The organism is Fructilactobacillus sp. X7R9C1 (genome assembly GCF_059901005.1).
On sequence record NZ_JBWXVG010000007.1, the window covers coordinates 33599 to 60505 of the forward strand.

Annotated in this window: 32 protein-coding genes and 1 pseudogene; 29 read left to right on the forward strand and 4 right to left on the reverse strand. The window is 41.3% G+C overall.

From position 1 onward, the window contains the following. Window positions 1-38: 38 nt before the first annotated feature. A complete protein-coding gene (locus AC6UD0_RS05580; protein WP_500695363.1) occupies window positions 39-257 on the reverse strand; it encodes a P8 family protein in 219 nt (72 codons plus the stop codon). A 59-nt stretch (window positions 258-316) separates the two neighbouring features. Then, window positions 317-1576 (reverse strand): MFS transporter, encoded by a 1260-nt coding sequence (locus AC6UD0_RS05585; protein ID WP_500695362.1) that lies wholly within the window; start codon window positions 1574-1576, stop codon window positions 317-319. A 252-nt stretch (window positions 1577-1828) separates the two neighbouring features. On the opposite strand from AC6UD0_RS05585, the gene pyrF reads away from it, so the two are divergent. From pyrF to AC6UD0_RS05620, 7 genes are all read left to right on the forward strand, one after another. Continuing rightward, a complete protein-coding gene (gene pyrF / locus AC6UD0_RS05590; protein ID WP_500695361.1) occupies window positions 1829-2557 on the forward strand; it encodes an orotidine-5'-phosphate decarboxylase in 729 nt (242 codons plus the stop codon). A 2-nt stretch (window positions 2558-2559) separates the two neighbouring features. Beyond that, on the forward strand, window positions 2560-3186 hold the full coding sequence (gene pyrE, locus AC6UD0_RS05595; RefSeq protein WP_500695360.1) for an orotate phosphoribosyltransferase: 627 nt from the start codon (window positions 2560-2562) through the stop codon (window positions 3184-3186). Window positions 3187-3332: 146 nt separating this feature from the next. Next, window positions 3333-4361, forward strand: a complete 1029-nt coding sequence (gene adhP, locus AC6UD0_RS05600) for an alcohol dehydrogenase AdhP (protein WP_500693404.1) — start codon at window positions 3333-3335, stop codon at window positions 4359-4361. 130 nt (window positions 4362-4491) lie between these two features. Continuing rightward, on the forward strand, window positions 4492-5685 hold the full coding sequence (locus AC6UD0_RS05605) for an AbrB/MazE/SpoVT family DNA-binding domain-containing protein (RefSeq protein ID WP_500693405.1): 1194 nt from the start codon (window positions 4492-4494) through the stop codon (window positions 5683-5685). A gap of 46 nt (window positions 5686-5731) precedes the next feature. Next, a complete protein-coding gene (locus AC6UD0_RS05610; protein ID WP_500693406.1) occupies window positions 5732-6616 on the forward strand; it encodes an aldo/keto reductase in 885 nt (294 codons plus the stop codon). A gap of 114 nt (window positions 6617-6730) precedes the next feature. Further along, window positions 6731-7591 carry a hypothetical protein gene (locus AC6UD0_RS05615; RefSeq protein ID WP_500693407.1) on the forward strand — a complete coding sequence of 287 codons (861 nt, stop codon included), beginning with the start codon at window positions 6731-6733 and terminating at the stop codon, window positions 7589-7591. Window positions 7592-7697: 106 nt separating this feature from the next. Beyond that, window positions 7698-8387 (forward strand): hypothetical protein, encoded by a 690-nt coding sequence (locus AC6UD0_RS05620; RefSeq protein WP_500695358.1) that lies wholly within the window; start codon window positions 7698-7700, stop codon window positions 8385-8387. Between the two features lie 50 nt (window positions 8388-8437). On the opposite strand, the gene AC6UD0_RS05625 is transcribed toward AC6UD0_RS05620, so the two are convergent. Continuing rightward, complete coding sequence (locus tag AC6UD0_RS05625; protein WP_500695357.1) at window positions 8438-9373, reverse strand: aldo/keto reductase; 936 nt, start codon at window positions 9371-9373, stop codon at window positions 8438-8440. A gap of 14 nt (window positions 9374-9387) precedes the next feature. Next, entirely contained in the window at window positions 9388-9771 is a 384-nt protein-coding gene (locus AC6UD0_RS05630; RefSeq protein WP_500695356.1) for a DUF488 domain-containing protein, read from the reverse strand. A 136-nt stretch (window positions 9772-9907) separates the two neighbouring features. Here AC6UD0_RS05630 and AC6UD0_RS05635 point away from each other — a divergent pair, with 136 nt between their 5' ends. The 22 genes and pseudogenes from AC6UD0_RS05635 to AC6UD0_RS05740 form a co-directional block, all read left to right on the forward strand. After that, on the forward strand, window positions 9908-10450 hold the full coding sequence (locus AC6UD0_RS05635; protein ID WP_500693411.1) for a hypothetical protein: 543 nt from the start codon (window positions 9908-9910) through the stop codon (window positions 10448-10450). Between the two features lie 55 nt (window positions 10451-10505). Next, the gene (gene fabZ, locus AC6UD0_RS05640; protein ID WP_500695355.1) at window positions 10506-10952 is read left to right on the forward strand and encodes a 3-hydroxyacyl-ACP dehydratase FabZ; all 447 of its coding nucleotides are present in this window, start codon (window positions 10506-10508) and stop codon (window positions 10950-10952) included. Between the two features lie 14 nt (window positions 10953-10966). Further along, window positions 10967-11944 carry a beta-ketoacyl-ACP synthase III gene (locus AC6UD0_RS05645; protein ID WP_500695354.1) on the forward strand — a complete coding sequence of 326 codons (978 nt, stop codon included), beginning with the start codon at window positions 10967-10969 and terminating at the stop codon, window positions 11942-11944. A gap of 35 nt (window positions 11945-11979) precedes the next feature. Then, the gene (locus AC6UD0_RS05650; RefSeq protein ID WP_500693414.1) at window positions 11980-12243 is read left to right on the forward strand and encodes an acyl carrier protein; all 264 of its coding nucleotides are present in this window, start codon (window positions 11980-11982) and stop codon (window positions 12241-12243) included. 34 nt (window positions 12244-12277) lie between these two features. Continuing rightward, window positions 12278-13189, forward strand: a complete 912-nt coding sequence (locus AC6UD0_RS05655; protein WP_500695353.1) for an ACP S-malonyltransferase — start codon at window positions 12278-12280, stop codon at window positions 13187-13189. 3 nt (window positions 13190-13192) lie between these two features. After that, the gene (gene fabG / locus AC6UD0_RS05660; protein WP_500695352.1) at window positions 13193-13936 is read left to right on the forward strand and encodes a 3-oxoacyl-ACP reductase FabG; all 744 of its coding nucleotides are present in this window, start codon (window positions 13193-13195) and stop codon (window positions 13934-13936) included. 26 nt (window positions 13937-13962) lie between these two features. Beyond that, a complete protein-coding gene (gene fabF, locus AC6UD0_RS05665) occupies window positions 13963-15198 on the forward strand; it encodes a beta-ketoacyl-ACP synthase II (RefSeq protein WP_500708408.1) in 1236 nt (411 codons plus the stop codon). Then, a complete protein-coding gene (locus tag AC6UD0_RS05670; RefSeq protein ID WP_500695350.1) occupies window positions 15198-15641 on the forward strand; it encodes an acetyl-CoA carboxylase biotin carboxyl carrier protein in 444 nt (147 codons plus the stop codon). Before fabF (AC6UD0_RS05665) ends, AC6UD0_RS05670 begins: the two co-directional genes overlap by 1 nt. 2 nt (window positions 15642-15643) lie before the next feature. Beyond that, window positions 15644-16060 (forward strand): 3-hydroxyacyl-ACP dehydratase FabZ family protein, encoded by a 417-nt coding sequence (locus AC6UD0_RS05675; protein ID WP_500695349.1) that lies wholly within the window; start codon window positions 15644-15646, stop codon window positions 16058-16060. An 18-nt stretch (window positions 16061-16078) separates the two neighbouring features. Continuing rightward, window positions 16079-17452 (forward strand): acetyl-CoA carboxylase biotin carboxylase subunit, encoded by a 1374-nt coding sequence (gene accC / locus AC6UD0_RS05680; protein WP_500708410.1) that lies wholly within the window; start codon window positions 16079-16081, stop codon window positions 17450-17452. Continuing rightward, window positions 17439-18281, forward strand: a complete 843-nt coding sequence (locus AC6UD0_RS05685) for an acetyl-CoA carboxylase carboxyltransferase subunit beta (RefSeq protein WP_500708411.1) — start codon at window positions 17439-17441, stop codon at window positions 18279-18281. The genes accC and AC6UD0_RS05685 overlap by 14 nt, the downstream gene beginning before the upstream one ends. Then, window positions 18274-19044 carry a carboxyltransferase subunit alpha gene (gene accA, locus AC6UD0_RS05690; protein WP_500708412.1) on the forward strand — a complete coding sequence of 257 codons (771 nt, stop codon included), beginning with the start codon at window positions 18274-18276 and terminating at the stop codon, window positions 19042-19044. Before AC6UD0_RS05685 ends, accA (AC6UD0_RS05690) begins: the two co-directional genes overlap by 8 nt. Window positions 19045-19109: 65 nt before the next feature. Beyond that, window positions 19110-19874 carry an enoyl-ACP reductase FabI gene (gene fabI, locus AC6UD0_RS05695; RefSeq protein WP_500693423.1) on the forward strand — a complete coding sequence of 255 codons (765 nt, stop codon included), beginning with the start codon at window positions 19110-19112 and terminating at the stop codon, window positions 19872-19874. Between the two features lie 272 nt (window positions 19875-20146). After that, window positions 20147-20593, forward strand: coding sequence for a 3-hydroxyacyl-ACP dehydratase FabZ (gene fabZ / locus AC6UD0_RS05700; protein ID WP_500693424.1), 447 nt, complete (start codon window positions 20147-20149; stop codon window positions 20591-20593). Between the two features lie 21 nt (window positions 20594-20614). Continuing rightward, entirely contained in the window at window positions 20615-21565 is a 951-nt protein-coding gene (locus tag AC6UD0_RS05705) for a beta-ketoacyl-ACP synthase III (protein WP_500708414.1), read from the forward strand. A gap of 29 nt (window positions 21566-21594) precedes the next feature. Continuing rightward, window positions 21595-21846 carry an acyl carrier protein gene (locus AC6UD0_RS05710; RefSeq protein WP_500693426.1) on the forward strand — a complete coding sequence of 84 codons (252 nt, stop codon included), beginning with the start codon at window positions 21595-21597 and terminating at the stop codon, window positions 21844-21846. A 36-nt stretch (window positions 21847-21882) separates the two neighbouring features. Continuing rightward, the gene (gene fabF / locus AC6UD0_RS05715; protein WP_500707265.1) at window positions 21883-23121 is read left to right on the forward strand and encodes a beta-ketoacyl-ACP synthase II; all 1239 of its coding nucleotides are present in this window, start codon (window positions 21883-21885) and stop codon (window positions 23119-23121) included. Then, complete coding sequence (locus AC6UD0_RS05720; protein WP_500708415.1) at window positions 23121-23564, forward strand: acetyl-CoA carboxylase biotin carboxyl carrier protein; 444 nt, start codon at window positions 23121-23123, stop codon at window positions 23562-23564. The genes fabF (AC6UD0_RS05715) and AC6UD0_RS05720 overlap by 1 nt, the downstream gene beginning before the upstream one ends. A gap of 36 nt (window positions 23565-23600) precedes the next feature. Then, entirely contained in the window at window positions 23601-24980 is a 1380-nt protein-coding gene (locus tag AC6UD0_RS05725) for an acetyl-CoA carboxylase biotin carboxylase subunit (RefSeq protein WP_500708417.1), read from the forward strand. Next, window positions 24961-25803 (forward strand): acetyl-CoA carboxylase carboxyltransferase subunit beta, encoded by an 843-nt coding sequence (locus tag AC6UD0_RS05730; protein ID WP_500708419.1) that lies wholly within the window; start codon window positions 24961-24963, stop codon window positions 25801-25803. Before AC6UD0_RS05725 ends, AC6UD0_RS05730 begins: the two co-directional genes overlap by 20 nt. Beyond that, a complete protein-coding gene (gene accA, locus AC6UD0_RS05735) occupies window positions 25796-26566 on the forward strand; it encodes a carboxyltransferase subunit alpha (RefSeq protein WP_500708420.1) in 771 nt (256 codons plus the stop codon). Before AC6UD0_RS05730 ends, accA (AC6UD0_RS05735) begins: the two co-directional genes overlap by 8 nt. Window positions 26567-26681: 115 nt before the next feature. Then, window positions 26682-26907 (forward strand): annotated as a pseudogene (locus tag AC6UD0_RS05740) (4'-phosphopantetheinyl transferase family protein); the annotation flags it as partial.

A 26907-nucleotide genomic window follows, 5' to 3' on the forward strand; every position in this document is an offset into this window, starting at 1 on the left:
GAACCCATCAATTAATGATGAGTTCTAAGAATCAAAAACTATTTCTTAAGTAACTTTTCAGCATCAGCTTTAACGTCGTCATCGCTCATGTTTAAGTACTTTTCCATATCAGATTCAGTCTTCATGGTATCATGACTGTTATCTTCCATGTAGTGATCCCATAATGCATCACGTACTGGAATTGAGTCATCGCTCCAATCAAATACTTCTGACATCTTTTCGTCTAATACACGTGGTGTTTCAAAATCATCAGCCATGTTATATATCCCCTTTTTCATTTATTCATGTCTATTTTAGTTCTTTTGGCTTAAAAATGTTAGTTATTTGCACTTAATTTAGTGTTTTTACTTAATTTTTTAATGCCAGGGATGCTGATCATGGTGACAAAGCTGATTAAATATAAAATAGAGAGGAAAATCATCACTACGTACAGGTTGTACTGATCCATTAAAATCCCGATAATGACCGATGACATCCCACCAACTGCTCGACCAACACCCACGATGATGTTGTTAGCGCTACTTCTGACCTCAGTGGGATAGAGCTGACTAACTACGGCACCATAGCCGCCGTACATCCCATTTGAGAAGAAACCAACGACCGCACCAATCACTAGTAAAGCAATTGTTGTGTGGGATAGGACCAATAAGTAAACCATGATTGATGAGGCAATTAGGAAGATCCCAAATGAGAGCCGTGGTCCGATGTGATCAAGAATCGTGCCAAACACCATCATGCCAACGCTCATCCCAATAATGGTGGAAATCATCCACAGTGAGGATCCCGCGACGTTTAAGCCACTTTGCTTTTGAACGATGGTTGGAAGCCAGTTCATTAAACCGAAGTATCCAGCAATCTGAACGGTTGTCATAATCATCAAACCGACACTTTGATAAGCGGTCTTAAAGTCTGAAAACATGTATTTTTTAATGGCTTCGCCAGTAGAAATGGTCTGTTCCTGCTTTGATTCAAGAAACTCGTCTGACTCGTGTAAATGGCGTCTAACGAAGAAGATTAGGACAATCGGAATGAGCCCGAACAAGTACAACGTATGCCAGCCAAGGTGTGGAATAACAAAGGCAGCCAGGATTGCGGCAAGTAAGGCACCGACTTGCCCGCCGACAGATGCAATTGATGACATTTTTCCTAACTTATTCTTTGGAAATGCTTCAGCTAGTAAAGTAATCCCGAGTCCGTATTCACCACCAGCTCCAATCCCGGTCAACAGTCTTAGAAAGTAGATTAAGTAGATGTTGTTGGCAAACCCCATTAGAGCGGTCGCAAACGCAAAGATGAAGATGGTGTAGGTAAACGTTTTGACTCGACCAAAACGGTCACCAAGAAATCCAAAGATCACGCCACCCAGCAGCATCCCCCAGTTGGTGATGGTTCCAATTAACCCGGCCGCTCCGGCTGAGATGTGTAAGGATGCGATGATGGAACTCATTGTAAAAGACAGAAAAAGCACGTCCATGTTTTCAAGACCAAAGCCAGAACTAGACGACAGTAAGACTAGTTTCTGGTTCTTGCTCATTGATGCATGGCTGTGCTCAGTATTATTGCTTATTTTATCCATAATTTCCTCCAAATTAAGACTCACTGGTCTTGTTTATTTGACGCTGTTAGTGATTATTACATAGTAAAATTGTTTTGACAAGATGAACTTTTACCTTGACGGCTCCATCGATATTCCCTATATTTAGAGTAATAATTAATTAAGTTGGTTCAGAGAAACCAGGATTATGTTTATTAACTGATATAAATTTAATTGTAAAGGACCATTCTCTGACACCCGTCTGTGATTGGTCCTTTTTTGTGAGGTAAGAAAATGAAAAAGACAATGATGATTGCGCTGGATTTTCCGACGCAGATGGACGTAAATACGTTTTTAGATCAGTTTGCGTACCCAGGTCAACTGACGGTCAAGGTTGGGATGGAACTTTTCTATCGATACGGTCCTGAGACGGTCAAAGAAATCAAAAATAAGGGGTGTTCAATCTTTTTAGACCTGAAGTTAATGGACATTCCTAACACTGTGTACGCGGGTATGTTTCAGCTTGCTCAACTTGGAGTTGATTATGTGACCGTGCACACACTTGGCGGAAGTGAAATGATGAAGGCTGCTAAGCGTGGCTTAGTGGATGGGAGTAATAAATCTCATAATCAGGTTCCCGAGTTATTAGGGGTGACCGAATTAACTTCTATTTCGCAAAAGGGACTCGCTAATGAACAAAATTGTTCTTTGAGCATGAATGAGCAGGTGGTTTCTCTAGCTAAGTTAGCTAAAGGTTCTGGTTGTGAGGGGATCATTACCTCCGCTAAGGAACTACCCGATTTAGTGAAACAAGTTGGTGATGATTTTGATTACGTTGTGCCGGGAATCAGAAGTAAAGACGACGCCAGTGAAGATCAAAAACGGGTGGCAACACCAGAACAAGCAAGACGTGATGGTGCGTCTGCCATTGTCGTAGGACGTCCCATTACGCAGAGTGAACATCCTTATCGGGCTTATCAAAAATACAATGATGAATGGAATTTAAAAAAGGGGACAGATTAGTTATGCATAGTACAACTGAAATTTTAAAGGACCTAGTTAACGACCAAATCGTTCAACTGAATCCAAGACGCCCCTTTACGTTTGCCAGTGGGATTAAGTCGCCAATTTATACCGACCTACGTTTAACGATTTCATATCCAAAACTAAGAAAAAAGATTTATCAGGCCCTTGGTCAATTAATTCAGACTAATTTTCCGAACGTCACGGTCATTGGCGGAGTGGCAACGGCTGGAATCCCGCACGCGGCTTGGGTAGCTGAAGCAATGAAGTTACCGATGATCTACGTTAGATCCAAACCAAAAGATCATGGGACTAGTAAACAGATTGAAGGAAAAGTAGGCCCAGATGATCACATTGTGCTGATTGATGATCTAATCTCAACTGGCGGAAGCGTGATTCAGGCGGCTCAGGCAGTTCAAAATGACGGCCATCAAGTTGATGGGGTAGTTTCCATCTTCTCCTATGGTTTTAGTGATGCCGACGATAATTTTAACAAGGCCGATTTAAGATTTGTTCCGCTGTTAACTTATCCTGAACTAATTAAGCAAATGCTTAACAACGGTCAAATCGAAAATGATCAGTACGAGCGACTTAATAAATGGCATCAAGACCCCTGGGCATGGAAATAAATCACTTTTTTAATTCTTCGTTTTTTAAGGATATATTACAATCTGTTATCGCTTACAATTCCCTGTTGACACGTGAAAATTTTAACTATATGATAGGAATTGTTGATAGATAGACGACTATAAATCATGGGAATAGGAGAATTAATATGGTAAAAGCAGCAGTTGTTAGAGATAATTCAGATGGATACGTTGATGTTAAAGATGTCAAACTTCGTCCAATTCACGAGGGTGAAGCTTTAGTTAAAGTTGAGTATTGTGGACTCTGTCATACTGACCTCCACGTTGCCTCGGGTGACTTCGGTGAAGTTCCGGGCCGAATCATTGGTCACGAAGGAGTTGGACGTGTAACTCAAGTTGCTGACGACGTTACCGACTTAAAAGTTGGTGACCGAGTTTCAATCGCTTGGTTCTACTCAGCTGACGGTACTTGTGAGTACTGTGTTACTGGTAATGAGACCTTATGTCGTAACGTTAAAAACTCTGGTTTCACCGTTAACGGTGCCATGGCAGAAGAATGTATCGTTGATGCTAAGTACGCCGTTAAGGTTCCTGAAGGATTGGACCCCGTTGAAGCAACTTCACTAACTTGTGCCGGTGTTACCACTTACAAGGCTTTAAAGATTGGTGACACGAGACCCGGCAAATGGGTTGAAATCGTTGGTGCCGGTGGATTAGGTAACCTGGGTGTTCAACTTGCCAAAAACGTCTTTGGTGCTCCAGTTGTAGTTGTGGATGGAGATCCTAAGAAGTTGGAAGCTGCTAAAGAAAATGGTGCCGATGTTTTGATTAACAGACATGACGGTAACGTTGCACAACAAGTTCAAGATAAAGTTGGTGGGGTTTACGATTCAATCGTTACTGCCGTTAACAAGGATGCTTTCACTCAATCAGTTAACGCTTTACGTCCTGACGGAACCTTAGTTGCGGTTGCTCTACCAAAGGGTGATATGGCACTTAACATCGACAAGACCGTTCTTGACGGTATTAAAGTTGCTGGTTCACTAGTTGGAACTAGACAAGATCTTAGAGAAACCTTCCAGTTCGGTGCTGAAGGTAAGGTTAAACCAATCGTTAGAACTGACAAGTTAGAAAATATCAACAACGTAATTGATGACATGAAGGCTGGTAAGATTGTTGGCCGTGTTGTTTTCGATTTCACTGGTGATGACAAATAAATTAAAATTATCAACTAACTTAAGAAGTAGAATTCATAGAATTCTGCTTCTTTTTTTAATAATTAGTCCTGGGTCCGTTATAATAGAAGAATAAAACTATTTTCAAATTCATAACGAACGAGGAATCATAATGACGGAACCAAAGTATAAAATTGCAATCCCAAATCAGGTCGTTGAACGTCTCCATATTAAGCCGGGAGCCAAATTGAACTTGACACTGCGAAGACAGGGCATGACGGTAGAGAAAGTTAATGATGGCACGCCGAATTCGTGGAACGTTTCGATCTGGTGGTCGCTGATTCCGGCGGTGATGACCGCGTTAATCGCACTGATCTTTTTTAAGTATCGGCACTTTCAGATCGTCCCCATCAGTGGTAAATATTCGATTGCCAGTGGCACCATTGTATTGGGACTGTTTTTTGGTGCTTTACTGTTTACGATTTTTCTCATTAAAAGTCGCAAGAATCCACAAAATACCATTTATCGCAATATTTACTGGCGAAACTTTCCAACGATTGTTCTATCCTTTACTGCCAGTTTATTGGTTGGGCTGCTTGGGGTATTTTGGATTCTGGGAATTGCTTTTAAAGGCGCCACTTTCGATGTGTATACGGCGACCATCATCATTGCCATTTTAGAGGGAATCGTGAACTACGTCATGATTAGTGTGGCAGTGGCTCTAACGCCAACTTTATTAGTCGATCTTTTGAACCTAATCATTGTTTCTGGTGTTCTGATCTCTATGTCGTCAAACAGTCATCGCTACTGGTGGCGCCATAATCTGAGCTTTTTGGGGACGAGTCGAGCAACCGACAGTTGGCAGTTTAACTTGACCATTATCTTTTCCGCTTTATTGATGTGGGCTGTGATTGATTTCTTGTTTGTTTCGTTAAAATCAGTTCAAAGACCAACCATTCAAACTTGGATTTTACGAACCCTTTTGACGTTAATGGCGTTTAACGTGGCTGCAATCGGGATTATTCCCAATGACATTCAGATTCCGTGGATGCATTTTTGGCACACTCAGTTTGGCTGGTCGTTAGTTTGGATTATTATTATTCTGATTGCTGGAATTCGTTGGCTTTGGCCTGGAATTTCTAAAAACTTCCTGAAAACGTCGTATTTGATTGGACTACTACTAGTGCTGGCCAGTATCCTCTTTCAAGTTGTGCACTACTTCTCACTAACAGCCTTTGAGATTACTTCGTTCACGTTGGCCTTTTCTTGGATTATGATGTTATTTCAGTACATCTTAGACGTCGTGAACAAGGGAACGCTTGATTTTACCGTGACGCTCGCTAAAAATAACAAACAAAATTCATGAAATAAATAACGTGATATCCTACAATTAGTTCATGGAGGTGTTAAGTATGAGTAGAGATTTAGAATCAAAAGTACGTTTAAATAATGGCGTTGAAATGCCCCAATTAGGAATGGGTGTTTGGAAGAGTGATAATAAAACCGCCGCTCAATCCGTTGAATGGGCACTAAATGATGGTTATCGAGCAATCGATACCGCCAAACAATATGGAAATGAAGCCGGTGTTGGTGAGGGTCTGAAAAAAGGTCTGGCTGACAACGGATTAAAACGTGAAGATGTTTTTCTAACGACTAAAGTATTTAATGGTGACCAAGGATATGATTCAACTCTTGAAGCTTTTGAAGGACAATTAAAGCGTCTTCAAACTTCATACGTTGATTTGTTACTGATTCACTGGCCAGTTAATGGTAAGTACAAGGAAACCTGGCGTGCTCTTGAAAAGATTTACCATGAAGGTAAAGCACGGGCCATTGGAGTTTCAAACTTCAACATTCGTCGTCTAAGAGACTTGATGAAGCACGCTTCCGTAAAGCCAGCTGTTAACCAAATGGAATTTCATCCATTAGAACAAGAAGCTGACATTAAAGAATACTGTGACTTAAATGACATTAAACTTGAAGCATGGTCACCACTTGGTGGTGGAGCCGCTTTAAACAATCCACTTGTTAAGAAGGTTGCTGAAAAGTACGGTAAATCAACCGCACAAATCATCATTCGTTGGGACATGCAACGAGGCATTATCTCAATTCCAAAGTCAGCTCACGAAAAATACATTAAAGCCAATGCTGACATCTTTGACTTTGAACTTGACGACGATGACATTCGCCTAATTAATAGCCTTAACGTTGACAAGCGTTCAATTTGGTACGGTGACTTCCGTTGGAATGGGAATCCTGATGCTCCAGTTGACACTGTTGACCAATGGGATGACTAATTTAGTCAAAAGAGAAGCGTGTGCTTCTTTTTTTTATTGGTTGTGACTGATAGCGTTTTTATTAAGATTTCGTTATAATGAAATTGTAAATAAATTAACAAAGGGAGAATTATTATGATTATTAAAGCAATTAAAAGTGCCCTTAACGTAACCAAAAAGCATTTTTGGATTTTGTTAGCAATGGTTGTTCCTGCGATCTTAATATCCGCTGTTCTGGGTGGATTGGTTAGCAGCCTGCAAAATTCTGAGGCTTTGAGTTTAAGTTATAGTTTGGGTGCCAGTTTTAGTATCTGGTTAATCTCGATCATCGTTGGAATTATTGGGATTGTATTATTTGAATCAGCAGCGATGGGATACCTGACTGGTGACGAGACCAATACGTTTAAATTTGAGGATGCCTTTGTGGCATTTAAACAAGGAAACACTTGGTTAGTGGCAGCACTGTATGCCGCTTTTATGGATTTGATTAGTTTCATTTTTGGTGCATTATTTGTTGCCTCCGCTGGCGTTATTAGTGCTTCATTTGTTCCTCGAGTCTTTGGTTTTAACACCACCACCGCTCAAGTGGTCGCTTTGATCATTGTTGGAATTGTGATTCTAGCATTAGTTGGAATTGCTTGGATCTTTGTTGCCACTGGGTTAGCGTTCATTTACTTAACCTACTTTGATGCTCAACGAGCTGGTAAAAAAGTTCATCTAATGGATGGCTTTTCAGCTTCATGGAAACTCATGACTGGCAATCGTTGGGGTCTGATTGGTTTGAAAGTTTTGAACCTAATCATTGCCATCGTAACCTACGCGGTAATTGTCCTGGTAGGTGCACTTCTCTGGTGGATCTTTGCCTCAATGTTGACATGGACCGTCTTTGCAATTGTGCTTGAAGTCATTTTGACGGTGCTCGCCATCGCAATTTCAATCTTTTACATGGTATGGTTCTCAATGGCTAACATTAAATTCTACGAAGAAATTAAATAGTTAATCATTAGTTACAAAAAGAGAAGCAAGTTGCTTCTCTTTTTTTACGTTGTCAAAAAGAACTCGGCGTGTGATAATTCTAGTAACGAAAAATGGAGGAATACATATGATTGCAAATGCAATGACAAAGTCGTGGGGAATCGTTAAGAAGAACTGGTGGATGATGTTTTTAATGGGCATCCCAGCTGGGGTCGTGGGAGCTTTTTCGGATCCAATGATGTTGTTCAAGCTTCAAGGCATGCAAAGAGCCCTTTTCTCAATCTTTGAATTAATCGTTGGTCTGGTGGGAATCTTATTTTCTGCCTCTCTGGCCATGGGATACGCCAAGAGTATTCAAAATGATAGTTTTAAGTTTAAGAATGCTTTTGTGGCTTTTAATCGTAAGTATAATTGGCCTGTCATCATTCTGGTAGGACTATTAATGACACTTGCAGAGGCCTTTGCAACCCTCCTATTGATTGTTCCCGGCGTCATCTTGTCGGTTGGATGGGGTCTTTGGATGTATTCGTATCAAGATGAAATTGAGACCGGAAAAGAAGTTGGGATTACTCAAGCATTTACCGATGCTTGGCAAACAACGAAGGGTTACAAGTGGAACTTTTTTTATCTGCAGCTGTTATTTTTCTGTATGTATTTCGTATTAACCATTTTGATGACAGCCGTTACAACCGTTGTGAAGGGTAATTCTATTTTAGCCGCGGTGGTTTCTGTAATTGTATATGTTCCAATGATTTTCATTAGTTTCTGGAATTCAGCGGCTCAAATCATTTTCTACCGTGAAATTAAAAGTAAATAAGTGTCAAAAAAGCGTTCATCATTTGATGAACGCTTTTCATTTCTTAATTTCTATTTAAATAGGGTGTTAATTTGATCATACTCGGCGTGGCTAAGGTCAATGTCTAACGCTTTAGCATTGCTTTTGACTTGCTCTGGCTTTTTGGCACCCGGAATAACAACCGTGATATCAGGATTCTTGATGTACCAAGCAATGACGATTTGAGCAACGGTAGCGTCATGCTTGTCGGCAATTGGCTTTAGTTGGTCAACTTTTTCAACAATCTTTTTGAACTCTTTGCCTTTAAAGTCGGGATTGTCATGTCTGATATCATCCTTTGGGAACTTAGTCTCTTTGCTGTACTTGCCGGTCAAGAGTCCAGATGCAAGTGGGAAGAATGGAACAAATGAAATATCGTGTTCCTTTAGATATGGGAATCTTTCCCTTTCGGCTGAGCGATCAATCAAGTTGTATTCTTCTTCATCAATGTCAACCAGTCCGTCAAGGTTGGCCTGCTTTAATTGTTTCATTGACATGTTTGAAACTCCGATGGCACGAATCTTACCGGCTTTTTTCATTTCGTTTAAAGCAGCCACTGATTCGTTTAATGGGGTGTGATCATCTGGAAAATGGATGTAGAAGATATCAACGTAGTCGGTTTGAAGTCGTTTCAAACTATCTTCGACGCATTGTTTTAAGTATTCCGGAGAGTCATCAATAACAACGCTTCCATCGCTTTGAACCTTTTGACAACCCTTAGTAGCGATCTGAATCTTAGAACGATCGTATCCCTTGATGGCTTCACCGATTAGTTTTTCTGATTCGCCCATGCCATACGCAAAGGCAGTATCTAGCAGGGTAATGCCAGAGTCTAAAGCTGTTTTAACGATTTCGATTCCGGTTTGGTCACTTAAGTTTGGAAATAAGTTGTGACCACCAACGGCATTAGTGCCTAAACCTAGTGGGACGGTCGTTACGTCTGATTTACCAATTTCTACTGTTTTCATGTTAAATTCCTCCATTACTGATTGAGTACTGCTTTAATCTCAGGTTGGGCAAGCAAATAGTGATAGATAATGATCGCTTGATTATGCTTTGTATCCTTTGCTCCGTACAATAAAATTACATTACCAGATTTTAAATGGGTGGAAATTAATGATATAAATCCGGGCATTTGTGGATTATTTTTTAGTTCATCCAAATACTTTTGTTTGAATTCCTCAAACTTGGCGGGGTCGTGTCCGAACCATTTTCTTAGTTCGGTACTTGGAGCGATTGATTTGAACCAAATATCTAGATCGGCGTTAACCTTCGAGATTCCACGAGGCCAGAGACGATCAACTAGGATTCGGTATCCATCCTTATCGACGGGCTTGGTATAGATTCGTTCAAGCTTCAATTCCATTTTTCTTACCTACCTTCATTGATTATTTGATCTCTTATACTATAAGCAAGTATACGATACCTTGGTGCCCAAACGTTAGAATTTAGTCTTCAATGTGGTAAAATCAAGTGTAAAAAAATTAAGGAGGGACAGTATCATGGTTAGAAAAAATCGGATTTCGGATGGTATTTCCAAATTGCACGGTTCGGCCAATGAATTCTTGAAAAAATTTCAAACTGAAATCGATGAAAAACGACATCCTAATAAACAGAGAGTGATTGATGGGACAGATATTGAGCTGGCGCCACGGCAAAAGATTGAACGTCATCGTTATCCAGATTTGGTGGACTATGGCACTTATTATTCCGCAATCATGGATAATGGGCATACTGTTCTGGTCAACCCAGATTACCTTGAGTACAGCGTTGAGGTTATGCCCGGTTCCTATGATCAAGAGCATCATTTCATAAATGACACCAATCACTGGCGGATGTACTATGTTGATGGTGTTGGAATCGATCGTTACTCGGCTCCCATCCCAGAGTCCTATGATTATCTTCAAGATATGGATAATGATGAGGCCGATAAATTCCCAGGAATTCCTGGAGATCGATACGGAAATCGATGGGCGATTGGGTATAATTCAAAGGATAAAATCCTGTTAGTAAGTAGCGAAGCACTCAGTTTGAATAAACGTTAAGATGTTACCAAAAGTCACATTTGTAACGTAAAACTAAATTTTGTGAGATGAAAATATGGAACAGTTAAGCATTGATAAAATAATAGAAATTCTTCCAAACCGTAACCCAACTTTATTTGTGGACCGAGTGGATCAGCTAACCCCGGGCGAGTCAATCGATGCTGTAAAGAACGTCACCGCTAATGAAAATTATTTTCAGGGTCATTTTCCCGGATTTCCACTAATGCCAGGAGTTTTAATTGTTGAGACCTTATCGCAGGTGGCGTCAATCCTCATTTTGAAATCGCTTGATGTTGATCCTAAAAGTAAGGTTACTAAACTTAACAAAACTAAAAATGTGAAGTTTAGACACATGGTTCGACCCGGCGACACTTTGAAAGTTCACGTTGATTTAAAAGAAGTTAACGATGGAACCTACACGATGGTGGCTGATAGTGAAGTTAATGGCGATAAAGCTTGTTCGGCCACACTTGAATTCTCGTTAGCTGACCGGGTCGATTAAGTAGGTGATAAGTAGTGAGTGCTTTTAAAATTATTTCAAGCGCCAAAAGTGTTCCTGAAAAGGTCGTCACTAATGACGACCTGGCTAAGATTATGGACACCTCTGATGAATGGATCAAGAGACGAACGGGCATTTCAAGTCGGCACATTGCGGTTAATGAATCTACAACGTCAATGAGCGTGGAAGTGGCTCAAAAGCTTTTGAAAAGTTCTGGGACTGATCCTAAAGACTTGGATTATGTAATTGTAGCCACCATGTCATCTGATTATCAGACTCCATCGACGGCTGCTAGCGTTCAGGGTGCAATTGATGCTACCAATGCGGTGGCGTTTGATATTGATGCCGCATGTACGGGTTTTGCGTTTGGAACGTCAATTCTTAATTCGTTGTTAGCAAAAAAGAACGGTAGTTGTGGGATTTTGATTGGTGCGGAAGTATTAAGTAAGTTTTTGGACTGGTCAGATCGATCAACTGCCGTGCTTTTTGGTGATGGAGCCGCTGGAATCTTGGTTCAAAATGATCCTAGTTCTGATTCGAAGATCTTAGGAGAGTCCCTTCAAACTTATGGTGATTTGGGGTCAGCTTTAACAGCTGGACACTTTCCCTGCGTTACACCATTTGGGAAAAGTACCAATCAGGAAAATCGGTTCTTTAAGATGGATGGTCATAAAGTGTTTAACTTTGCGTTAAAGAGGGTTCCCAGTTCAATTAAAATAGCACTAACAGATGCTCATTTAGCTTTAGATGATATTGATGTTTTTGTCATGCATCAAGCTAATGCCAGAATTATTACTAGCGTTGTTAGAAGGCTTGATTTGCCGAAAAGTCGGTTCCCAATTGATATTGATGAATATGGGAATACAGCGGCAGCTAGTGAACCACTGCTATTGGCAGATTTGCTTACAAGCGGTAAAATTCAAAGAGGAAACAAAGTTGCCCTTGTCGGTTTTGGTGGCGGATTAACTACTGGAACTGTTATAATTAATTATTGAGGACAAACAAATTTTATTAAATGGAGTGATTATTTATGGCTGAAAAAGCAGATAAGAATCAGATTTTTGACAAGATTAAGGCGGTTGTTACCGACCAAACCGATATCAACCCCGATGACATTAAAATGGACGCTAACTTCAAAGATAACTTGGATTTAGATTCATTAGATATCTTTGAAATTGTGGATGCCCTAGAAGATGCCTATGACATCGAAATTGATAGTGACGAGGGCATGGAGACGGTTTCTGACCTAGTTGATTATGTTGCAAAGCAAATTGACGAAAAAAACGATAAATAATAAAGTGTTTTTTATTTTAGGAGTGTTTTAAATTTTGAAAATCGGTTATTTATTCAGTGGGCAGGGACAACAGTTTGCTAACATGGGATCTGACTTGTATCAAAATAACGATACCTATAAAAACGTGGTCGATACCGCGTCGCATACTTTAAATCTTGATCTATCCGATCCGAAGGTTTTTGACGATCCTGAAAATACGCAGATTGCCATTTTGACTTTGAGTTATGGAATTTACCAGATTTTAGCTGGTAAGCTTCCTAAAGCGCAGGCAATGATGGGGCTTAGTTTAGGCGAGTATAGTGCTTTAGTATCTGCTAAAGCACTATCTTTTCAATCAGGATTAAAATTAGTGCGTGACCGAAGCCACTACATGGATGAAGCCGGACAGCAAAATCCAGGATCAATGGCTGCTGTGTTAAAGGTTGAGCCCAAAGTGGTGGTTGACGTAACGAACGAAGTTGATGGAGCATACCCAGCTAATTTCAATACCAGCGAACAAACTGTGATTGGTGGGACTGAGTCTGGGGTCAAAACAGCTAGTGCAAAACTTAAGAACCGGGGAGCAAAGCGAGTCGTTCCCCTAAAAGTGGCCGTTTCTTCACATACTCCGCTGATGCAACTAGCTAGTGATTTGCTTTCAAAACGAATGGAGAATGTTGCCTTTAAAACCCCGGAGGTTCCAGTGATCAGCAATACTGACGTTGACCTGTTTAACAAGGATAATCTCTCCGATACGTTAACCCGTCAGTTGGTCAATCCAACCCACTTTAAAGCGGATCTAGAATTCATGGTCAAAAACTACGGAGTAGATACGCTGATTGAAATCGGGCCGGGGAACACACTGACTAAATTTGCAAAAAAGACACTTAAAGATGTCGATGCTTATAGCGTTGACAGTTTGAAAAAATTGAATGATTTACAAGCAAAACTTGGTTTGGAGGACTAATTCATGACAACGAAAAATGATAAAAGCACGGTTTTAATTACTGGTGCTACCAAAGGAATTGGTCTGGCAACCGCCAAACGATTAGCAAAAGATCCACATAATTTTGTGATTGTGAATTCTCATCGAGAATTAAGTGATGACGTAGTAAAAGATTTAAAGTCACAGTTTGACACTGAGATTGAGATCTTGATTGGCGACGTTTCAAAAGAAGAAGACGCTGAGTCAATGGTGAACCAGATCTTAGATGAACATGATCATCTCGATGTATTGGTTAATAATGCTGGGATTACCAGGGACAAACTCTTAACGCGGATGAGCGAAGAGGATTTTAAAGCTGTGTTAGACACCAACCTCGTTGGAACGTTTAATATGACTAAGTATGCCTTAAAGACAATGCAAAAGAAACGAGCTGGTGTTATCATCAACACTTCCAGTATTTCGGGACTTCACGGAAATATGGGACAGGCGAATTATTCGGCAAGCAAATCAGGGATTGTTGGTTTAACAAAGACGACGGCACAAGAGGGATCACTTAGAGGGGTTCGTTGTAACGCCGTTGCTCCTGGCATGATCAAGACCGACATGACGGCCAAATTGAGTGACAAAATTATTTCGAGGTGGGAAGATACCATTCCCCTTCATCGTTTTGGAAGTGCTGAAGAAGTAGCCGAAACAATCGAGTTTTTGATTAATAATCAATACATTACCGGACAGGTAATCACTGTTGATGGCGGACTCACAATGTAGTTCCGTTTATTTAAGGGAGGATTCAATTGGGTAATAGAGTTGTTGTTACGGGCATGGGTGCAGTAACCCCAATCGGGAACGATGCTGAGACTTTTATTGATAATTTGTTGGCTTCAAAGGTTGGAATCGAAAAAATCACTAGTTTTGACACCTCTGAGATTAAAGCTCACGTGGCAGCCGGCGTAAAGGACTTTGATCCAAGCAAACGCTTAGCTAAACGAGACTATCATCGAGTAGATCCATTTGCGCAATACGCACTTTACAGTGCCGTAGAAGCAATGGACCAAGCTGGGTTGAAACGAGGAGAATATGATGGAAAAGATCTTGGCGTCATCTACGGATCTGGGATTGGTGGTATTAGTACCATCGAGACGCAGGTTCTAAAAATGTACAAAAAGGGTCCCAGACGTCTTTCTCCGTTATTTATCCCAGAAACCATTATTAATATGGCTGCTGGCAATATTTCGATCTACTTTGGCGCTAAAAACACCAGTAAAGCCGTGGTTACAGCTTGTGCAACTGGAACCAACGCGATTGGCGATGCTTATGAATACCTTAAAGCCGGCAAGGCTAAAATGATGATCGCTGGTGGATCAGAGGCAGCAATTACTCCGGTTGGGATTTCAGCCTTTGCGGCCCTAACAGCTCTTTCTTCAAGTGAAGATCCAGCTCACGCTTCCATGCCATTTGATAAAGATCGGGACGGTTTCGTAATGGGCGCTGGTGCTGGAACCTTAGTGCTTGAAGATTACGATCACGCCAAAGCGCGTGATGCACATATTTTGGGTGAAATCGTTGGCTACGGCCAAACGAGTGACGCTTACAACCTTACTGCTCCGGATCCAGATGGGGAAGGGGCCATTGGGGCCATGCAACAAGCATTGGATGAAGCTCACATCAAGACTTCCGACCTTGATTACATTAATGCCCATGGCACAGCAACTCAATCTAATGATGTTTCTGAGTCAAAGGCCATTAGCAAGTTGTTTAAAGATAATGACCACGTCTTGGTTAGTTCAACCAAAGGGATGACTGGTCATGCCCTTGGAGCTGCCGGGGCCATTGAGGCAGTGGCAATTCTTGGATCCATGAAGCATAGTCAAATGCCAGTGAATGTTGGTGTCAGTACCCAGGATCCAGAAAGTCATATCAGGCTAGTGGATAAAGAGAATGCTAAAAGACCGGTCAATACCGCCATTAGTAATTCATTTGGATTTGGTGGTCATAACGCGGTCATTGCGATAAAGAAGTGGGATCAATAATGAATGAAAAAGACATTGAAAAATTAATAACTAAATTTGATAAGTCCAACTTACAAGAATTAAAAATTGACGAAAACGGTCAACAACTTTATTTCTCCAAGATTGACAGTCATTCTAAACCAGTCACCCACGTTGAAAAAACGGCGGATGATAAATCGGATGAAAATCAGGAAAAGCTTCAGTTGAATGCACCTACTAGTGGTAATTATCAACTAAAGGCACCGATGGTGGGAATATTGTATTTTGCTCCTAGTCCTGAAAAGCCCGACTTCAAAAAAGATGGTGATCGCGTTCAAAAGGGTGAAACGGTTTGTATCATTGAGGCCATGAAGATGGTCAATGAAGTTAAAAGTCCGGTGAGCGGAACCATCGTGAAACGTCTGGTTGATAATGGTTCGATGGTTGAGTATAACGAACCAGTTTATGAGATTAAGGAGGATTAGTTATGGCATTGAATGTTAATGATTATATCCCTCAACGTCCCCCAATTCAGATGATTGATAAGATTGACACCATTACCCCGGGAGAGGGAGCCGAGGCCACTAAGATGTTGTCAGGAAACGAATGGTACTTTGCAAATCAAGGTAATCATCCGACACTGCCACGTCCGTTGGTGCTTGAGTCAATGGCTCAGACTGGAGTGGTTGCTCTCTTATCAATGCCAGAATACAAGGGTAAAAACGCCTTTTTTGGTGGAATCAAACAAGCTGAGTTTAAAGATGACTTTCGACCGGGCGATGTTTTACATTTAAAGGTCGATTTATTAAAGGTTAAACATAATATTGGAATTGGAAAAGGTGTTGTCACTAGGGACGGACAGGAAATCGCTAATGCAACGTTGATGTTTGCGGTTGAATCATAGTGAGTGAAAGGTGATTTAATGTTTAAAAAGGTACTGGTGGCTAATCGGGGCGAGATTGCAGTCCAGATTATCCGTGCGCTTCATGATATGAATATTAAGGCAGTGGCAGTGTATTCAACTGCTGACGCTGATAGTTTATTCGTAAAATTGGCCGATGAGTCAGTTTGTATCGGTGGACCATTTCCAGACGAGTCATATCTCAATATGGCAGCAATTGTTGATGCAGCGGTACTTACTGGTTGCGATGCTTTGCACCCGGGATATGGCTTTTTGTCTGAAAACGCTGATTTTGCGGAACTTTGCAATCAGTGTGGCATTAAGTTTATCGGTCCAAGTGCTAAGGTCATAAATTTGATGGGAAATAAAGGCAATGCTAAGGAAGCCATGAAAAAAAGTGGTGTTCCAACGATTCCTGGCAGTGATGGTTTTATTGACTCCGTGGAACAAGCCAAAGAAGTCGCTCATCAAATTGGTTATCCAGTAATGCTGAAAGCTGCTGCCGGTGGTGGTGGTAAGGGCATCCGAAAAGTTGCTGATGACGATGAACTGGCTAAGGCTTTTCAGGATACGAAACGGGAGGCTAAACTTTCCTTTGGCGATGACCGATTATACATGGAAAAGGATCTAAATGACGCTAAGCACATTGAGATGCAAGTCATTGCCGATGAGCATGGCAACATTGTTTATTTCCCCGAACGCGATTGTTCACTTCAACGTAATCACCAGAAGATCATTGAAGAAAGTCCATGTTCTGAAATTAGTCCGGCAAAGCGAAAAGAACTTGGTCAGATCGTCGTTAACGCCACCAAGGGAATCCAGTATACAAATACAGGTACATATGAGTTCTTAATGGATCGGGATCACAACTTCTACTTTATGGAAATGAACACCAGATTGCAGGTCGAGTACACCATTACCGAAGAAGTTGCCGATGTGGAAATCATTAAAGCCCAGATCTTAGTTGCAGAAGGCGAAAAATTACCCTTCACGCAGGCTGATTGTGGCGTAAAAGGCTACGCTTTGGAGTGTCGAATTGATGCAGAAGATCCCAGCAATAATTTTGCACCATCGCCGGGTAAGATTACGAGTTTGCACCAGACTTATGGTACAAAGGGAGTTCGAGTGGACTCTGGCATTGGACAAAACGACGTCATTTCGCCCTACTACGATTCAATGATTGCCAAAATCATTGTTCACTTGCCCACTAAGAAACAGGCTGTCCATAAGATGCGTCGGGTTCTTAATGAGTTTCACATTGAAGGGGTCAAAACCAACCGAGATTTCTTGATTGCTTTACTAAATGACAAGCATTTCTTGGCTGGTGATTTTAACAATAATTACATTGAAAGTACGTTCTTAAAAGAATGGATGAAGAAACATGGCAAAAAGTGATTTTGAGAATTTGAATTCTGATGAGCTGACCAAAAGAATGGATCAGATTCCTAATGATATTTGGGTGAAATGTCCTTATTGTGGGACTACTTTTTACAAAAAGAAACTTGGTAAGTACAAAGAATGCCCAAATTGTGGCTATGCTTTTCGGATTGGAGCCAAAGAACGCATCCAAATGATGTGCGACGACTTTGCACCCATTAATACTGATTTAAAGGCTTCCAAAAAATTTAAAGACGATAATTATGTGGCAAAACTAAAGAAGGCCAGAGAAGTTACTGGGATAAACGAAAGTGTTCTATCGGGAATCGGAACGATCAACGATGTCAAAGTTGCGGTTGCCGCAATGGACTGGCGTTTTATTATGGCCAGTCTAGGGACAGCTACTGGCGAGATTTTGGCTCGTTTATTTGAAACGGCTACTAAAAAGGGCCTGCCGGTGATTGTCTTCACTGCTTCTGGGGGTGCACGAATGCAGGAGGGAATTCATTCCTTAATGCAGATGGCCAAGGTCTCTGAGGCTGTGGCTGAACACAGTAAGGCTGGGTTGCTTTACATCAGTGTGCTTGGCGATCCTACCACTGGTGGTGTGACCGCCAGCTTTGCCATGCAGGGTGATATTTTGTTGTCAGAACCCCATGCTTTGATTGGTTTTGCTGGTCGTCGGGTGATTGAAAAAACGATCCAACAGCGTCCGCCAAAGGACTTTCAGCGGGCTGAAACGTTGCTTAAAAATGGCTTCTTGGACGATGTCATTAAACGTTCTGAATTGAAAGAAACGTTAGGGAAGTTATTAAAATGGCATCAGGTAGGTGATCTTAATGGCTAAAAAAACGGCATGGGATAAGGTACTAGCCGCTAGAGCTGCCAAAAAAATTGGGGTTGATGATTTAATCAATGGCATTACCGATGATTTTATGGAACTTCATGGTGACCGGGCATATGGTGATGATCCCGCTGTTTATGGTGGGATTGGCACCATGGACAACATTGCCACTACGTTTGTGGGGATTAGAAAGGGATCAGACCTGAACTCTAACATTGAACGGCACTTTGGTTCCGCAGAACCAGACGGGTATCGGAAGGCTTTACGTCTGATGAAGCAGGCCGAAAAGTTCGACCGGCCGATTGTCACCTTGATTAATACACCAGGCGCCTATCCTGGCGTTGATGCTGAGTATCATGGAATTGGTTATACGATTGCTCAATTAATCTTACAAGGAATGCAACTAACCGTTCCTTATATTAGTGTGATCGTTGGCGAAGGTGGCAGTGGTGGTGCTTTAGCACTGGCTGTCGGTGATTGTGTCTGGGCCTTTGAGGATAGTATTTATTCGGTGCTCTCACCCGAAGGTTACGCCACGATTTTGTGGAAAGACCCCAGTCGGATGAAAGAAGCTGCTTCAGTGATGAAATTAACGCCGGATGATTTGTTGTCTGAAGGAATCATTGATCGGATTATTCCCGAAGCTGATACGGTTGATGGTTTCGAACGTTTCAGAGACGATCTGGTTAAAAAAATTAGGGAATTAAATGCATTATCTAAGGATGATTTGGTTGCTAAGCGACTTTCCCGTTACCGAAATTTTTAATGAATGAATTAATTTTTTGATATAATGATGTAAATTAGATATTTGGTTCTAGGAGGATTTTGAAGATGGCTGATTTATTAAAAGGAAAAAAAGTTGTTGTGATGGGTGTGGCGAATAGGAAAAGTATTGCTTGGGGATGTGCACAAGCAATTAAGTCACTTGGAGCTCAGGTTATTTTGACATACCAAAATGATCGTTTAAAGAAGAGTATTGAGAAGACCATTGGTGATGAAGAGTTCCCACTGGTTGAATGTGACGTGGCCGAAGATGCTAACGTCCAAAAGGCTTTTTCCGAAATTCATGACCGTTTTGGAAACATCGATGGGGTTATTCATGCCATTGCTTTTGCTGACAAAGAAACCCTTCAAAATGGTGTGATTAACACCAAAAAAGATGGTTACAACTTAGCCGAAGACATTAGTGCGTACTCATTTATCTCAGTTACTCGTTATGCCAGCAAGATTATGAACAAGCCTGGTAGCATTTTAACGTTAACTTATATGGGTTCAACTCGTGCCATTCCTGATTACAACATGATGGGAATTGCTAAGGCATCCCTTGAATCAGCTATGCGTTACCTTGCTTCTGAACTTGGTAAAGACCAAATTCGAGTAAACGCAATTTCCGCTGGAGCCGTTAAAACTTTGGCTGTTACCGGAATTAAGGGTCATCGTGACCTTCTTAAAATGTCACAATCATTCACCGTTGATGGTGAGAATGTAACAACTGATCAGATTGGTAACGTTGCTGCTTTCTTAGTTAGTGATTTATCAACCGGTGTTACTGGTGACATTATCTACGTTGACAAGGGTGTTCATTTACTTGCCTAAATTAAAATTAATTTAAATATCCCATAGTCGTTGATCGGCTATGGGATTTTTTTGACTCAAAGGTGGGAGTTTGGTCATGATTACACATTAAAACAAGTGTAACCAGACACATACTTGCTGTAAAAAGTTGATGTGCCGGGATTTTGTGCCGGAATTATTCTAACTGGAATGGTTTTTGATTGCTAAATAACCAAAACTTGTGGAATATGAACACATGGTAATTATGCGAAGTACCATACTTGAATCAAATTAGATTAATAGAGGTGAATAATTTGAGTTTAATGAATGCAAAAGAAATTATGGATCTGATTCCTAATCGTTATCCGATTTTATTTATTGATCGGGTCGATGCGATGGACCCAGGTAAGTCAATTACGGCTACCAAGAATGTTACAATTAACGAAAATTATTTCCAAGGACATTTTCCTGGTAATCCGGTTATGCCCGGTGTTTTGATTATTGAATCAATGGCTCAGGTGGCTTCAATTTTGATTTTAAAGTCGCCCCAGTTTAAGAACAAGACGGTTTACATGGGTAGCATCCGCAACGCGAAATTCAGAAAGATGGTGGAGCCCGGTGATGTGCTACGCTTTGAGGTTAAGATTGATAAGGTTAGAGGAAGTGCTGGCTCAGTTTCGTGTGTGGCATACGTTGGCGATAAAAAGGCTTGTGACGCTCAGTTGACCTTTATCGTAAGTAACAAGGAAAGAGAACAATAAAATAGGTAATAGGAGTCGCAAATGGGTAGTTTTTCAATCTTAGAAACGGCAAGGTCAACGCCCAATAATGTTGTTACTAATCATGATTTAACTAAAATCATGGATACCTCTGATGAGTGGATCAAACGACGGACCGGTATTCACGCCCGTCACATTTCTAAGTCAGAGACTAATACTTCCATGTGTACTGATGTTGCAACCAAGCTCATTAATAAGGCCAATATTTCTGCAAGTGACGTTGATTTCATCATCGTAGCCACCATGTCATCAGACTTTCAAACTCCCTCAACTGCAGCAGCGGTTCAGGGAAATCTTCATGCCGACAATGCAGTTGCCTTTGATCTGAACGCCGCTTGTTCCGGATTTGCTTACGGAATTTACGTCTTGAATGCGTTGCTTGCAAATAAGCCGCATGCAAAGGGAATTTTAATTGGCGGTGAGAAGCTAAGCAAGTACATTGATTGGTCAGACCGTTCGACGGCGGTCCTGTTTGGGGATGGTGCTGCGGGAATTCTAGCTACCAACGATGGAAGTGAGTCAAAAGTACTTGCTAGTGACTTAGAAACAGTTGGAGAACTTGGTAATTCGCTAACGGCTGGGCACTTCGCTGATGATACACACCAGCCGTATTTCAAGATGGATGGTCATGAAGTATATCGTTTTGCTACTCAAAGAGTTCCCAAGTCCATCAAACTGGCGCTTTCAAAGGCAAACATTGGCTTAAGTGATGTGAAGTACTTTATCGTTCATCAAGCAAATGAACGAATTATTAAAAGTATTGCTAACAAATTAGGTTTATCGATGGAAAAGTTTCCCGTTAATATCAATAAGTATGGCAATACCGCTGCGGCAAGCGAACCACTGCTATTAAGTGAAATAGTAGAGGAGCATCAGATTAACCGTGGTGACAACCTTGTTTTAACCGGTTTTGGTGGGGGATTAACCATTGGAACCGTAGTAATTAGATACTAAATACAAAAAATATTATGGAGTGATAAATTATGGCAGATCAAAACGAAATTTTTAACAAAATCAAGGACTTAATCGCAAAACAAACTGATGTACCAGCATCAGACATCAAGATGGACACTAATCTTAAGGAAGACGTTGATATTGATAGTCTTGACTTTTTTGAAGTGGTTGACGGACTTGAAAATGAATATGACATCGAAATTGAAAGTGATGAAGACATCAACACCGTCCAACAATTAGTTGACTACATTCAAAAGAAGATTGCGGAGAACGATAAATAATCAGTAAAATTATTTATTTGAACAGGAGGAAATCATTTGAGTAATCGAGTAGTTGTAACAGGGATGGGAGCTGTCACCCCCATCGGAAATGATGCCGAAACCTTTTCCAACAATTTGTTTAACTCTAAAGTGGGCATTGCACCAATTACCAAATTTGATGCTAGTAACACGGGTGTAACGGTAGCTGCTGAAGTTAAAGACTTTGATCCAAGCAAGCGTTTAGATAAACGTGCCTACAAACGAATTGATCTTTTTTCACAGTACGCTTTGTACAGTGCTAAAGAAGCCATGGATCAAGCTGGCCTGAAACAGGGTGATTACGAACCTGAGGACCTTGGTGTCATGTACGGAAATGGAATTGGTGGTCTTACTACCATTGAGAGTGACATCATCAAGATGCACGAAAAGGGACCAAAGCGAGTTTCACCACTTTTTGTTCCTAAAGCCATTGCTAACATGGCAGCTGGAAATGTTTCCATGTACTTTGATGCGGAAAACACGTCTCAGACCATTGTGACGGCTTGTGCTTCAGCTAATAATGCCATTGGAAACGCCTTTGAACTAATTAAACAAGGGAAAGCCAAGATGATGATTGCTGGTGGAACTGAAGCTGCCATCACCGAGATTGGAATTGCTGGATTTGCTAAATTGACCGCTCTTTCAACCGCTGAAAAAGTAGAAGATGCCTCAATGCCATTTGATAAAGACCGCAATGGCTTTGTCATGGGAGAAGGGGCTGGTACTCTTGTACTTGAGGATTATGACCATGCTAAAGCACGTGGTGCTAATATTTTGGCTGAAGTGGTTGGATACGGTGCTACTAGTGATGCGTACCACATGACTGCTCCGAACCCCTCTGGGAAGGGTGCCATTAGAGCCATGAAGGAAGCCATTGACGAGGGTCACATTAAGACCAGTGAACTTGACTACGTTAATGCGCACGGTACCAGTACACACGCTAATGATGTGGCTGAGGCCGGGGCAATTGAAAAGTTGTTTAAAGATAACGATCACGTCAAAGTTAGTTCCATTAAGGGAATGGTGGGACACTCCCTAGGTGCCGCTGGTGGACTTGAAGCGGTTGCCCTAGTTGCTGCCCTTCAAAATGATCAAATGCCAGTTAACGTGGGGATGAAGCATAAGGATCCTGAGATTCACGTTGATTTGGTTGATGAAGATAACAAAAAGGCGCCCGTTAATACGGCAATTAGTAATGCATTTGGCTTTGGTGGTCACAATGCGGTAATTGCGATGAAGAAGTGGAATGAAGATTAGTGAATGAACAAGATATTGAAAAATTAATTGATAAATTTGAGCAATCGAGTTTACAAGAAATTAAGATTAATCAGAATGAAAGGGCCGTTTACTTATCCAAAATTCCTGATCACGACAGCTTGCATGCAAGTGAGTCAGTTAATGAATCCAGAAAGCCGGCTCAACTTGAATCTGCGTCAATTGATGCAACTGACGACTCCGATAATTATCAATTGAAAGCTCCAATGGTTGGAATTCTTTATTACGCTCCAAACCCAGAAAAGGCCGACTTTAAGCAAGATGGTGATCACGTTAAAAAAGGTGAGACCGTTTGTGTAATTGAAGCCATGAAGTTGGTTAATGAGGTTAAAAGTCCAGTGAGTGGGACCATCGTTAAACGAATGCCTGAAAGTGGTTCGATGGTGGAATACAATGAACCAATTTTTGAAATTAAGGAAGACTAGAAAGCTCAATTCATATTATTTTAAAAAGGTGATTTAATGTTTAAAAAAGTGCTGGTTGCAAACCGCGGTGAAATCGCAGTTCAGATCATCCGTGCACTTCACGAAATGAATATCAAGGCGGTGGCGGTTTATTCAACCGCTGATGCTGATAGTTTATTCGTAAAATTAGCTGACGAATCCGTATGTATTGGTGGACCGTTTCCAGATGAGTCATACCTAAACATGGCAGCAATTATTGATTCCGCGGTTCTTTGCGGATGTGATGCGCTCCATCCTGGGTATGGCTTTTTGTCTGAAAATGCTGATTTTGCTGAATTATGTGAACAGTGCGGAATTAAATTTATTGGTCCCACCGCTTCAGTAATTAATCTGATGGGTAATAAGGGTAATGCCAAAGAAGCCATGAAAAAGAATGGCGTTCCAACTATCCCTGGTAGCGATGGGTTTGTTGATACTTACAACCAGGCTAAAGAAGTGGCCCAAGAAACTGGTTATCCCGTGATGTTAAAGGCTGCTGCCGGTGGTGGCGGTAAGGGAATTCGAAAAGTTACTAGTGAATCTGAATTAAAAAAAGCCTTTAGTGATACTAAGCGTGAAGCCAAACTTTCATTTGGGGATGACCGGCTTTATATGGAAAAAGATTTAAGTGATGCCAAACACATTGAAATGCAGATCATTGCCGATGAACACGGCCACGTGGTCTATTTTCCGGAGCGAGATTGCTCAATGCAGCGTAATCACCAAAAAGTGATCGAAGAAAGTCCCTGTTCCAAGATTACACCCAACAAACGCCGAGAACTGGGTCAGATAGTGGCGAAGGCCGCCAAAGGGATTTGTTACACAAACACCGGGACCTTTGAATTCTTGATGGATCAAGAACATCATTTCTATTTTATGGAAATGAATACGAGGCTTCAAGTTGAATATACCGTTACCGAAGAGGTTACTGGAGTAGAGATTATTAAGGCTCAGATTTTAGTGGCGGAGGGTCAAAATCTGCCATTTAATCAACAAGACTGTGAGGTAAAGGGTTACTCACTTGAATGTCGAATTGATGCCGAGGATCCTAGCAATAATTTTGCTCCATCACCTGGTAAACTTCAGCAGGTGAAATTTACCCATGAATCTGATTCCATTCGAATTGATTCTGGGGTGGAAGCTGGCGACATGATTTCACCTTACTATGATTCGATGATTGCTAAAGTTATCGTGCATAAACCGACAAAACGGGAAGCCGTGTCCGAAATGAAGCAAATTTTGAACGAATTTGTTGTGAAGGGGGTCACCACCAATCGCGATTTCTTGATTGGTTTGATTTCTGATCAGCATTTTTTGACTGGTGATTTTAACAATAATTACATTGAGAGTACGTTCTTAAAAGAATGGATGAAGCAGTATGACAAGCAAACGGTTTGAAAGTATTAGTCAAAAAGAGTTAAGTCAGCGGATGGACCAAATCCCCGATTACATCTGGGTTAAGTGTCCGATTTGTCAGAAGAGTTTTTACAAGAAAGATCTTGGCAGGTATAAAGAGTGTCCTAATTGTTACTATGCCTTTCGGATTGGTGCTAAAGAACGCATTGAGTTAATGTGTGATGATTTTGAACCCATTAATACCGATTTGAAGGCTTCTAAAAAATTTAACGACGAAAAATACGTAACTAAGTTGAAGAAGGCACGCGCGGTGACTGGTCTAAATGAGAGTGTTTTGTCTGGGATTGGTACCATTGATGGAAATCAGGTAGCGATGGCTGCGATGGACTGGCGCTTTGTAATGGCAAGCCTTGGGACGGCAACGGGTGAGATTCTGGCACGACTGTTTGAAACGGCAACGAAAAAGAAGCTTCCCGTGATTGTGTTTACTGCTTCTGGAGGAGCCCGGATGCAAGAGGGGATTCATTCCCTGATGCAGATGGCCAAAGTGTCTGAAGCGGTTGCGCAACACAGTAAAGCGGGCTTACTGTACGTCAGTGTTCCCTGTGATCCCACTACTGGTGGGGTGACCGCCAGTTTTGCAATGCAGGGCGACATCATTTTGTCAGAGCCCCACGCTTTGATTGGTTTTGCGGGACGTCGGGTGATTGAAAAGACGATTCAACAGCGCCCACCAAAAGACTTTCAACGATCAGAGACATTACTTAAAAATGGGTTTTTGGATGGGGTCGTGAGACGACGCGATCTAAAAGAGGCACTTAATAAAATTCTAAAGTGGCATCGGGTAGGTGATAATGATGAGTAAACCAACCGCATGGGATAGAGTTATAAATGCTAGAGCTGCGGGTAAGATTGGGGTTGATGACCTCATTAACGGAATTACCGAAGATTTTATGGAACTGCATGGTGATCGTGCTTACGGTGATGACCCCGCCGTATACGCTGGGATTGGAACCCTTGATGAAATTCCGATGACGTTGATTGGGATTAGAAAGGGCTCGGATCTAAATTCCAACATCGAACGGCACTTTGGTTCGGCTGAGCCTGACGGATACCGCAAAGCGCTGCGATTAATGAAGCAGGCCGAAAAATTCAATCGCCCAATTGTTACCTTAATTAATACTCCTGGAGCATATCCGGGAGTGGAAGCTGAGTACCACGGGATTGGATACACGATTGCGCAATTAATCTTACAGGGAATGCAACTTAAAGTTCCTTACGTAAGTGTGATTGTTGGTGAAGGTGGCAGTGGTGGTGCCTTGGCATTAGCCGTTGGTGACTGCGTCTGGGCTTTTGAGGATAGTATCTATTCGGTTCTTTCTCCAGAAGGATATGCCACCATTTTGTGGAAAGATGCTAGTCGGATGAAAGAAGCTGCTTCAGTCATGAAGTTGACTCCAGATGACTTACTAAAAGAAGGAATCATTGATCGGATTATTCCTGAAGTAAACACCGCCGATGGTTTTGAACGGTTTCGTGGTGATTTGGTGAAAAAAATTAAAGAACTAAATGCGATGCCAAAGGATGAGATGCTTAAGAAGCGGTTTGCTAGGTACCGTAATTTTTAGTCAATGACCAAGATGTATGAGAGTGTTACTATTGTATCTGTTGAAAATAGTGAGACTCTTATTTTTTATCTCTCGGACCCAATCAGGTCTAATAAAATGAAAATGAGGAATTAGCATGATTAAATTTTTAAGTGATTCGATCACCACAAAAGCATTTCAACCATACTACCAAGACCTAGGAATCACCGATAAGCCAAAAAAGCAACAGACGCTTGTTGGAAGAGTGTTGTTAGCCAAACTGGTGGGGATGCCAGTACAAGACGCCATTAAAAACGTTGACATTGATTTTGGACATTACGGGAAACCCTATTTTGTACCAAATGGCTATCATTTTAACATTG

What these genes read in the sequence shown, in the direction of transcription:
- AC6UD0_RS05580 (WP_500695363.1), bottom strand. Translation starts at nt 257, where the DNA reads ATGGCTGATGATTTTGAAACACCACGTGTATTAGACGAAAAGATGTCA.
- AC6UD0_RS05585 (WP_500695362.1), bottom strand. Translation starts at nt 1,576, where the DNA reads ATGGATAAAATAAGCAATAATACTGAGCACAGCCATGCATCAATGAGC.
- pyrF (WP_500695361.1), top strand. Translation starts at nt 1,829, where the DNA reads ATGAAAAAGACAATGATGATTGCGCTGGATTTTCCGACGCAGATGGAC.
- pyrE (WP_500695360.1), top strand. Translation starts at nt 2,560, where the DNA reads ATGCATAGTACAACTGAAATTTTAAAGGACCTAGTTAACGACCAAATC.
- adhP (WP_500693404.1), top strand. Translation starts at nt 3,333, where the DNA reads ATGGTAAAAGCAGCAGTTGTTAGAGATAATTCAGATGGATACGTTGAT.
- AC6UD0_RS05605 (WP_500693405.1), top strand. Translation starts at nt 4,492, where the DNA reads ATGACGGAACCAAAGTATAAAATTGCAATCCCAAATCAGGTCGTTGAA.
- AC6UD0_RS05610 (WP_500693406.1), top strand. Translation starts at nt 5,732, where the DNA reads ATGAGTAGAGATTTAGAATCAAAAGTACGTTTAAATAATGGCGTTGAA.
- AC6UD0_RS05615 (WP_500693407.1), top strand. Translation starts at nt 6,731, where the DNA reads ATGATTATTAAAGCAATTAAAAGTGCCCTTAACGTAACCAAAAAGCAT.
- AC6UD0_RS05620 (WP_500695358.1), top strand. Translation starts at nt 7,698, where the DNA reads ATGATTGCAAATGCAATGACAAAGTCGTGGGGAATCGTTAAGAAGAAC.
- AC6UD0_RS05625 (WP_500695357.1), bottom strand. Translation starts at nt 9,373, where the DNA reads ATGAAAACAGTAGAAATTGGTAAATCAGACGTAACGACCGTCCCACTA.
- AC6UD0_RS05630 (WP_500695356.1), bottom strand. Translation starts at nt 9,771, where the DNA reads ATGGAATTGAAGCTTGAACGAATCTATACCAAGCCCGTCGATAAGGAT.
- AC6UD0_RS05635 (WP_500693411.1), top strand. Translation starts at nt 9,908, where the DNA reads ATGGTTAGAAAAAATCGGATTTCGGATGGTATTTCCAAATTGCACGGT.
- fabZ (WP_500695355.1), top strand. Translation starts at nt 10,506, where the DNA reads ATGGAACAGTTAAGCATTGATAAAATAATAGAAATTCTTCCAAACCGT.
- AC6UD0_RS05650 (WP_500693414.1), top strand. Translation starts at nt 11,980, where the DNA reads ATGGCTGAAAAAGCAGATAAGAATCAGATTTTTGACAAGATTAAGGCG.
- fabG (WP_500695352.1), top strand. Translation starts at nt 13,193, where the DNA reads ATGACAACGAAAAATGATAAAAGCACGGTTTTAATTACTGGTGCTACC.
- AC6UD0_RS05670 (WP_500695350.1), top strand. Translation starts at nt 15,198, where the DNA reads ATGAATGAAAAAGACATTGAAAAATTAATAACTAAATTTGATAAGTCC.
- AC6UD0_RS05675 (WP_500695349.1), top strand. Translation starts at nt 15,644, where the DNA reads ATGGCATTGAATGTTAATGATTATATCCCTCAACGTCCCCCAATTCAG.
- accC (WP_500708410.1), top strand. Translation starts at nt 16,079, where the DNA reads ATGTTTAAAAAGGTACTGGTGGCTAATCGGGGCGAGATTGCAGTCCAG.
- AC6UD0_RS05685 (WP_500708411.1), top strand. Translation starts at nt 17,439, where the DNA reads ATGGCAAAAAGTGATTTTGAGAATTTGAATTCTGATGAGCTGACCAAA.
- accA (WP_500708412.1), top strand. Translation starts at nt 18,274, where the DNA reads ATGGCTAAAAAAACGGCATGGGATAAGGTACTAGCCGCTAGAGCTGCC.
- fabI (WP_500693423.1), top strand. Translation starts at nt 19,110, where the DNA reads ATGGCTGATTTATTAAAAGGAAAAAAAGTTGTTGTGATGGGTGTGGCG.
- AC6UD0_RS05705 (WP_500708414.1), top strand. Translation starts at nt 20,615, where the DNA reads ATGGGTAGTTTTTCAATCTTAGAAACGGCAAGGTCAACGCCCAATAAT.
- AC6UD0_RS05710 (WP_500693426.1), top strand. Translation starts at nt 21,595, where the DNA reads ATGGCAGATCAAAACGAAATTTTTAACAAAATCAAGGACTTAATCGCA.
- AC6UD0_RS05725 (WP_500708417.1), top strand. Translation starts at nt 23,601, where the DNA reads ATGTTTAAAAAAGTGCTGGTTGCAAACCGCGGTGAAATCGCAGTTCAG.
- AC6UD0_RS05730 (WP_500708419.1), top strand. Translation starts at nt 24,961, where the DNA reads ATGACAAGCAAACGGTTTGAAAGTATTAGTCAAAAAGAGTTAAGTCAG.
- accA (WP_500708420.1), top strand. Translation starts at nt 25,796, where the DNA reads ATGAGTAAACCAACCGCATGGGATAGAGTTATAAATGCTAGAGCTGCG.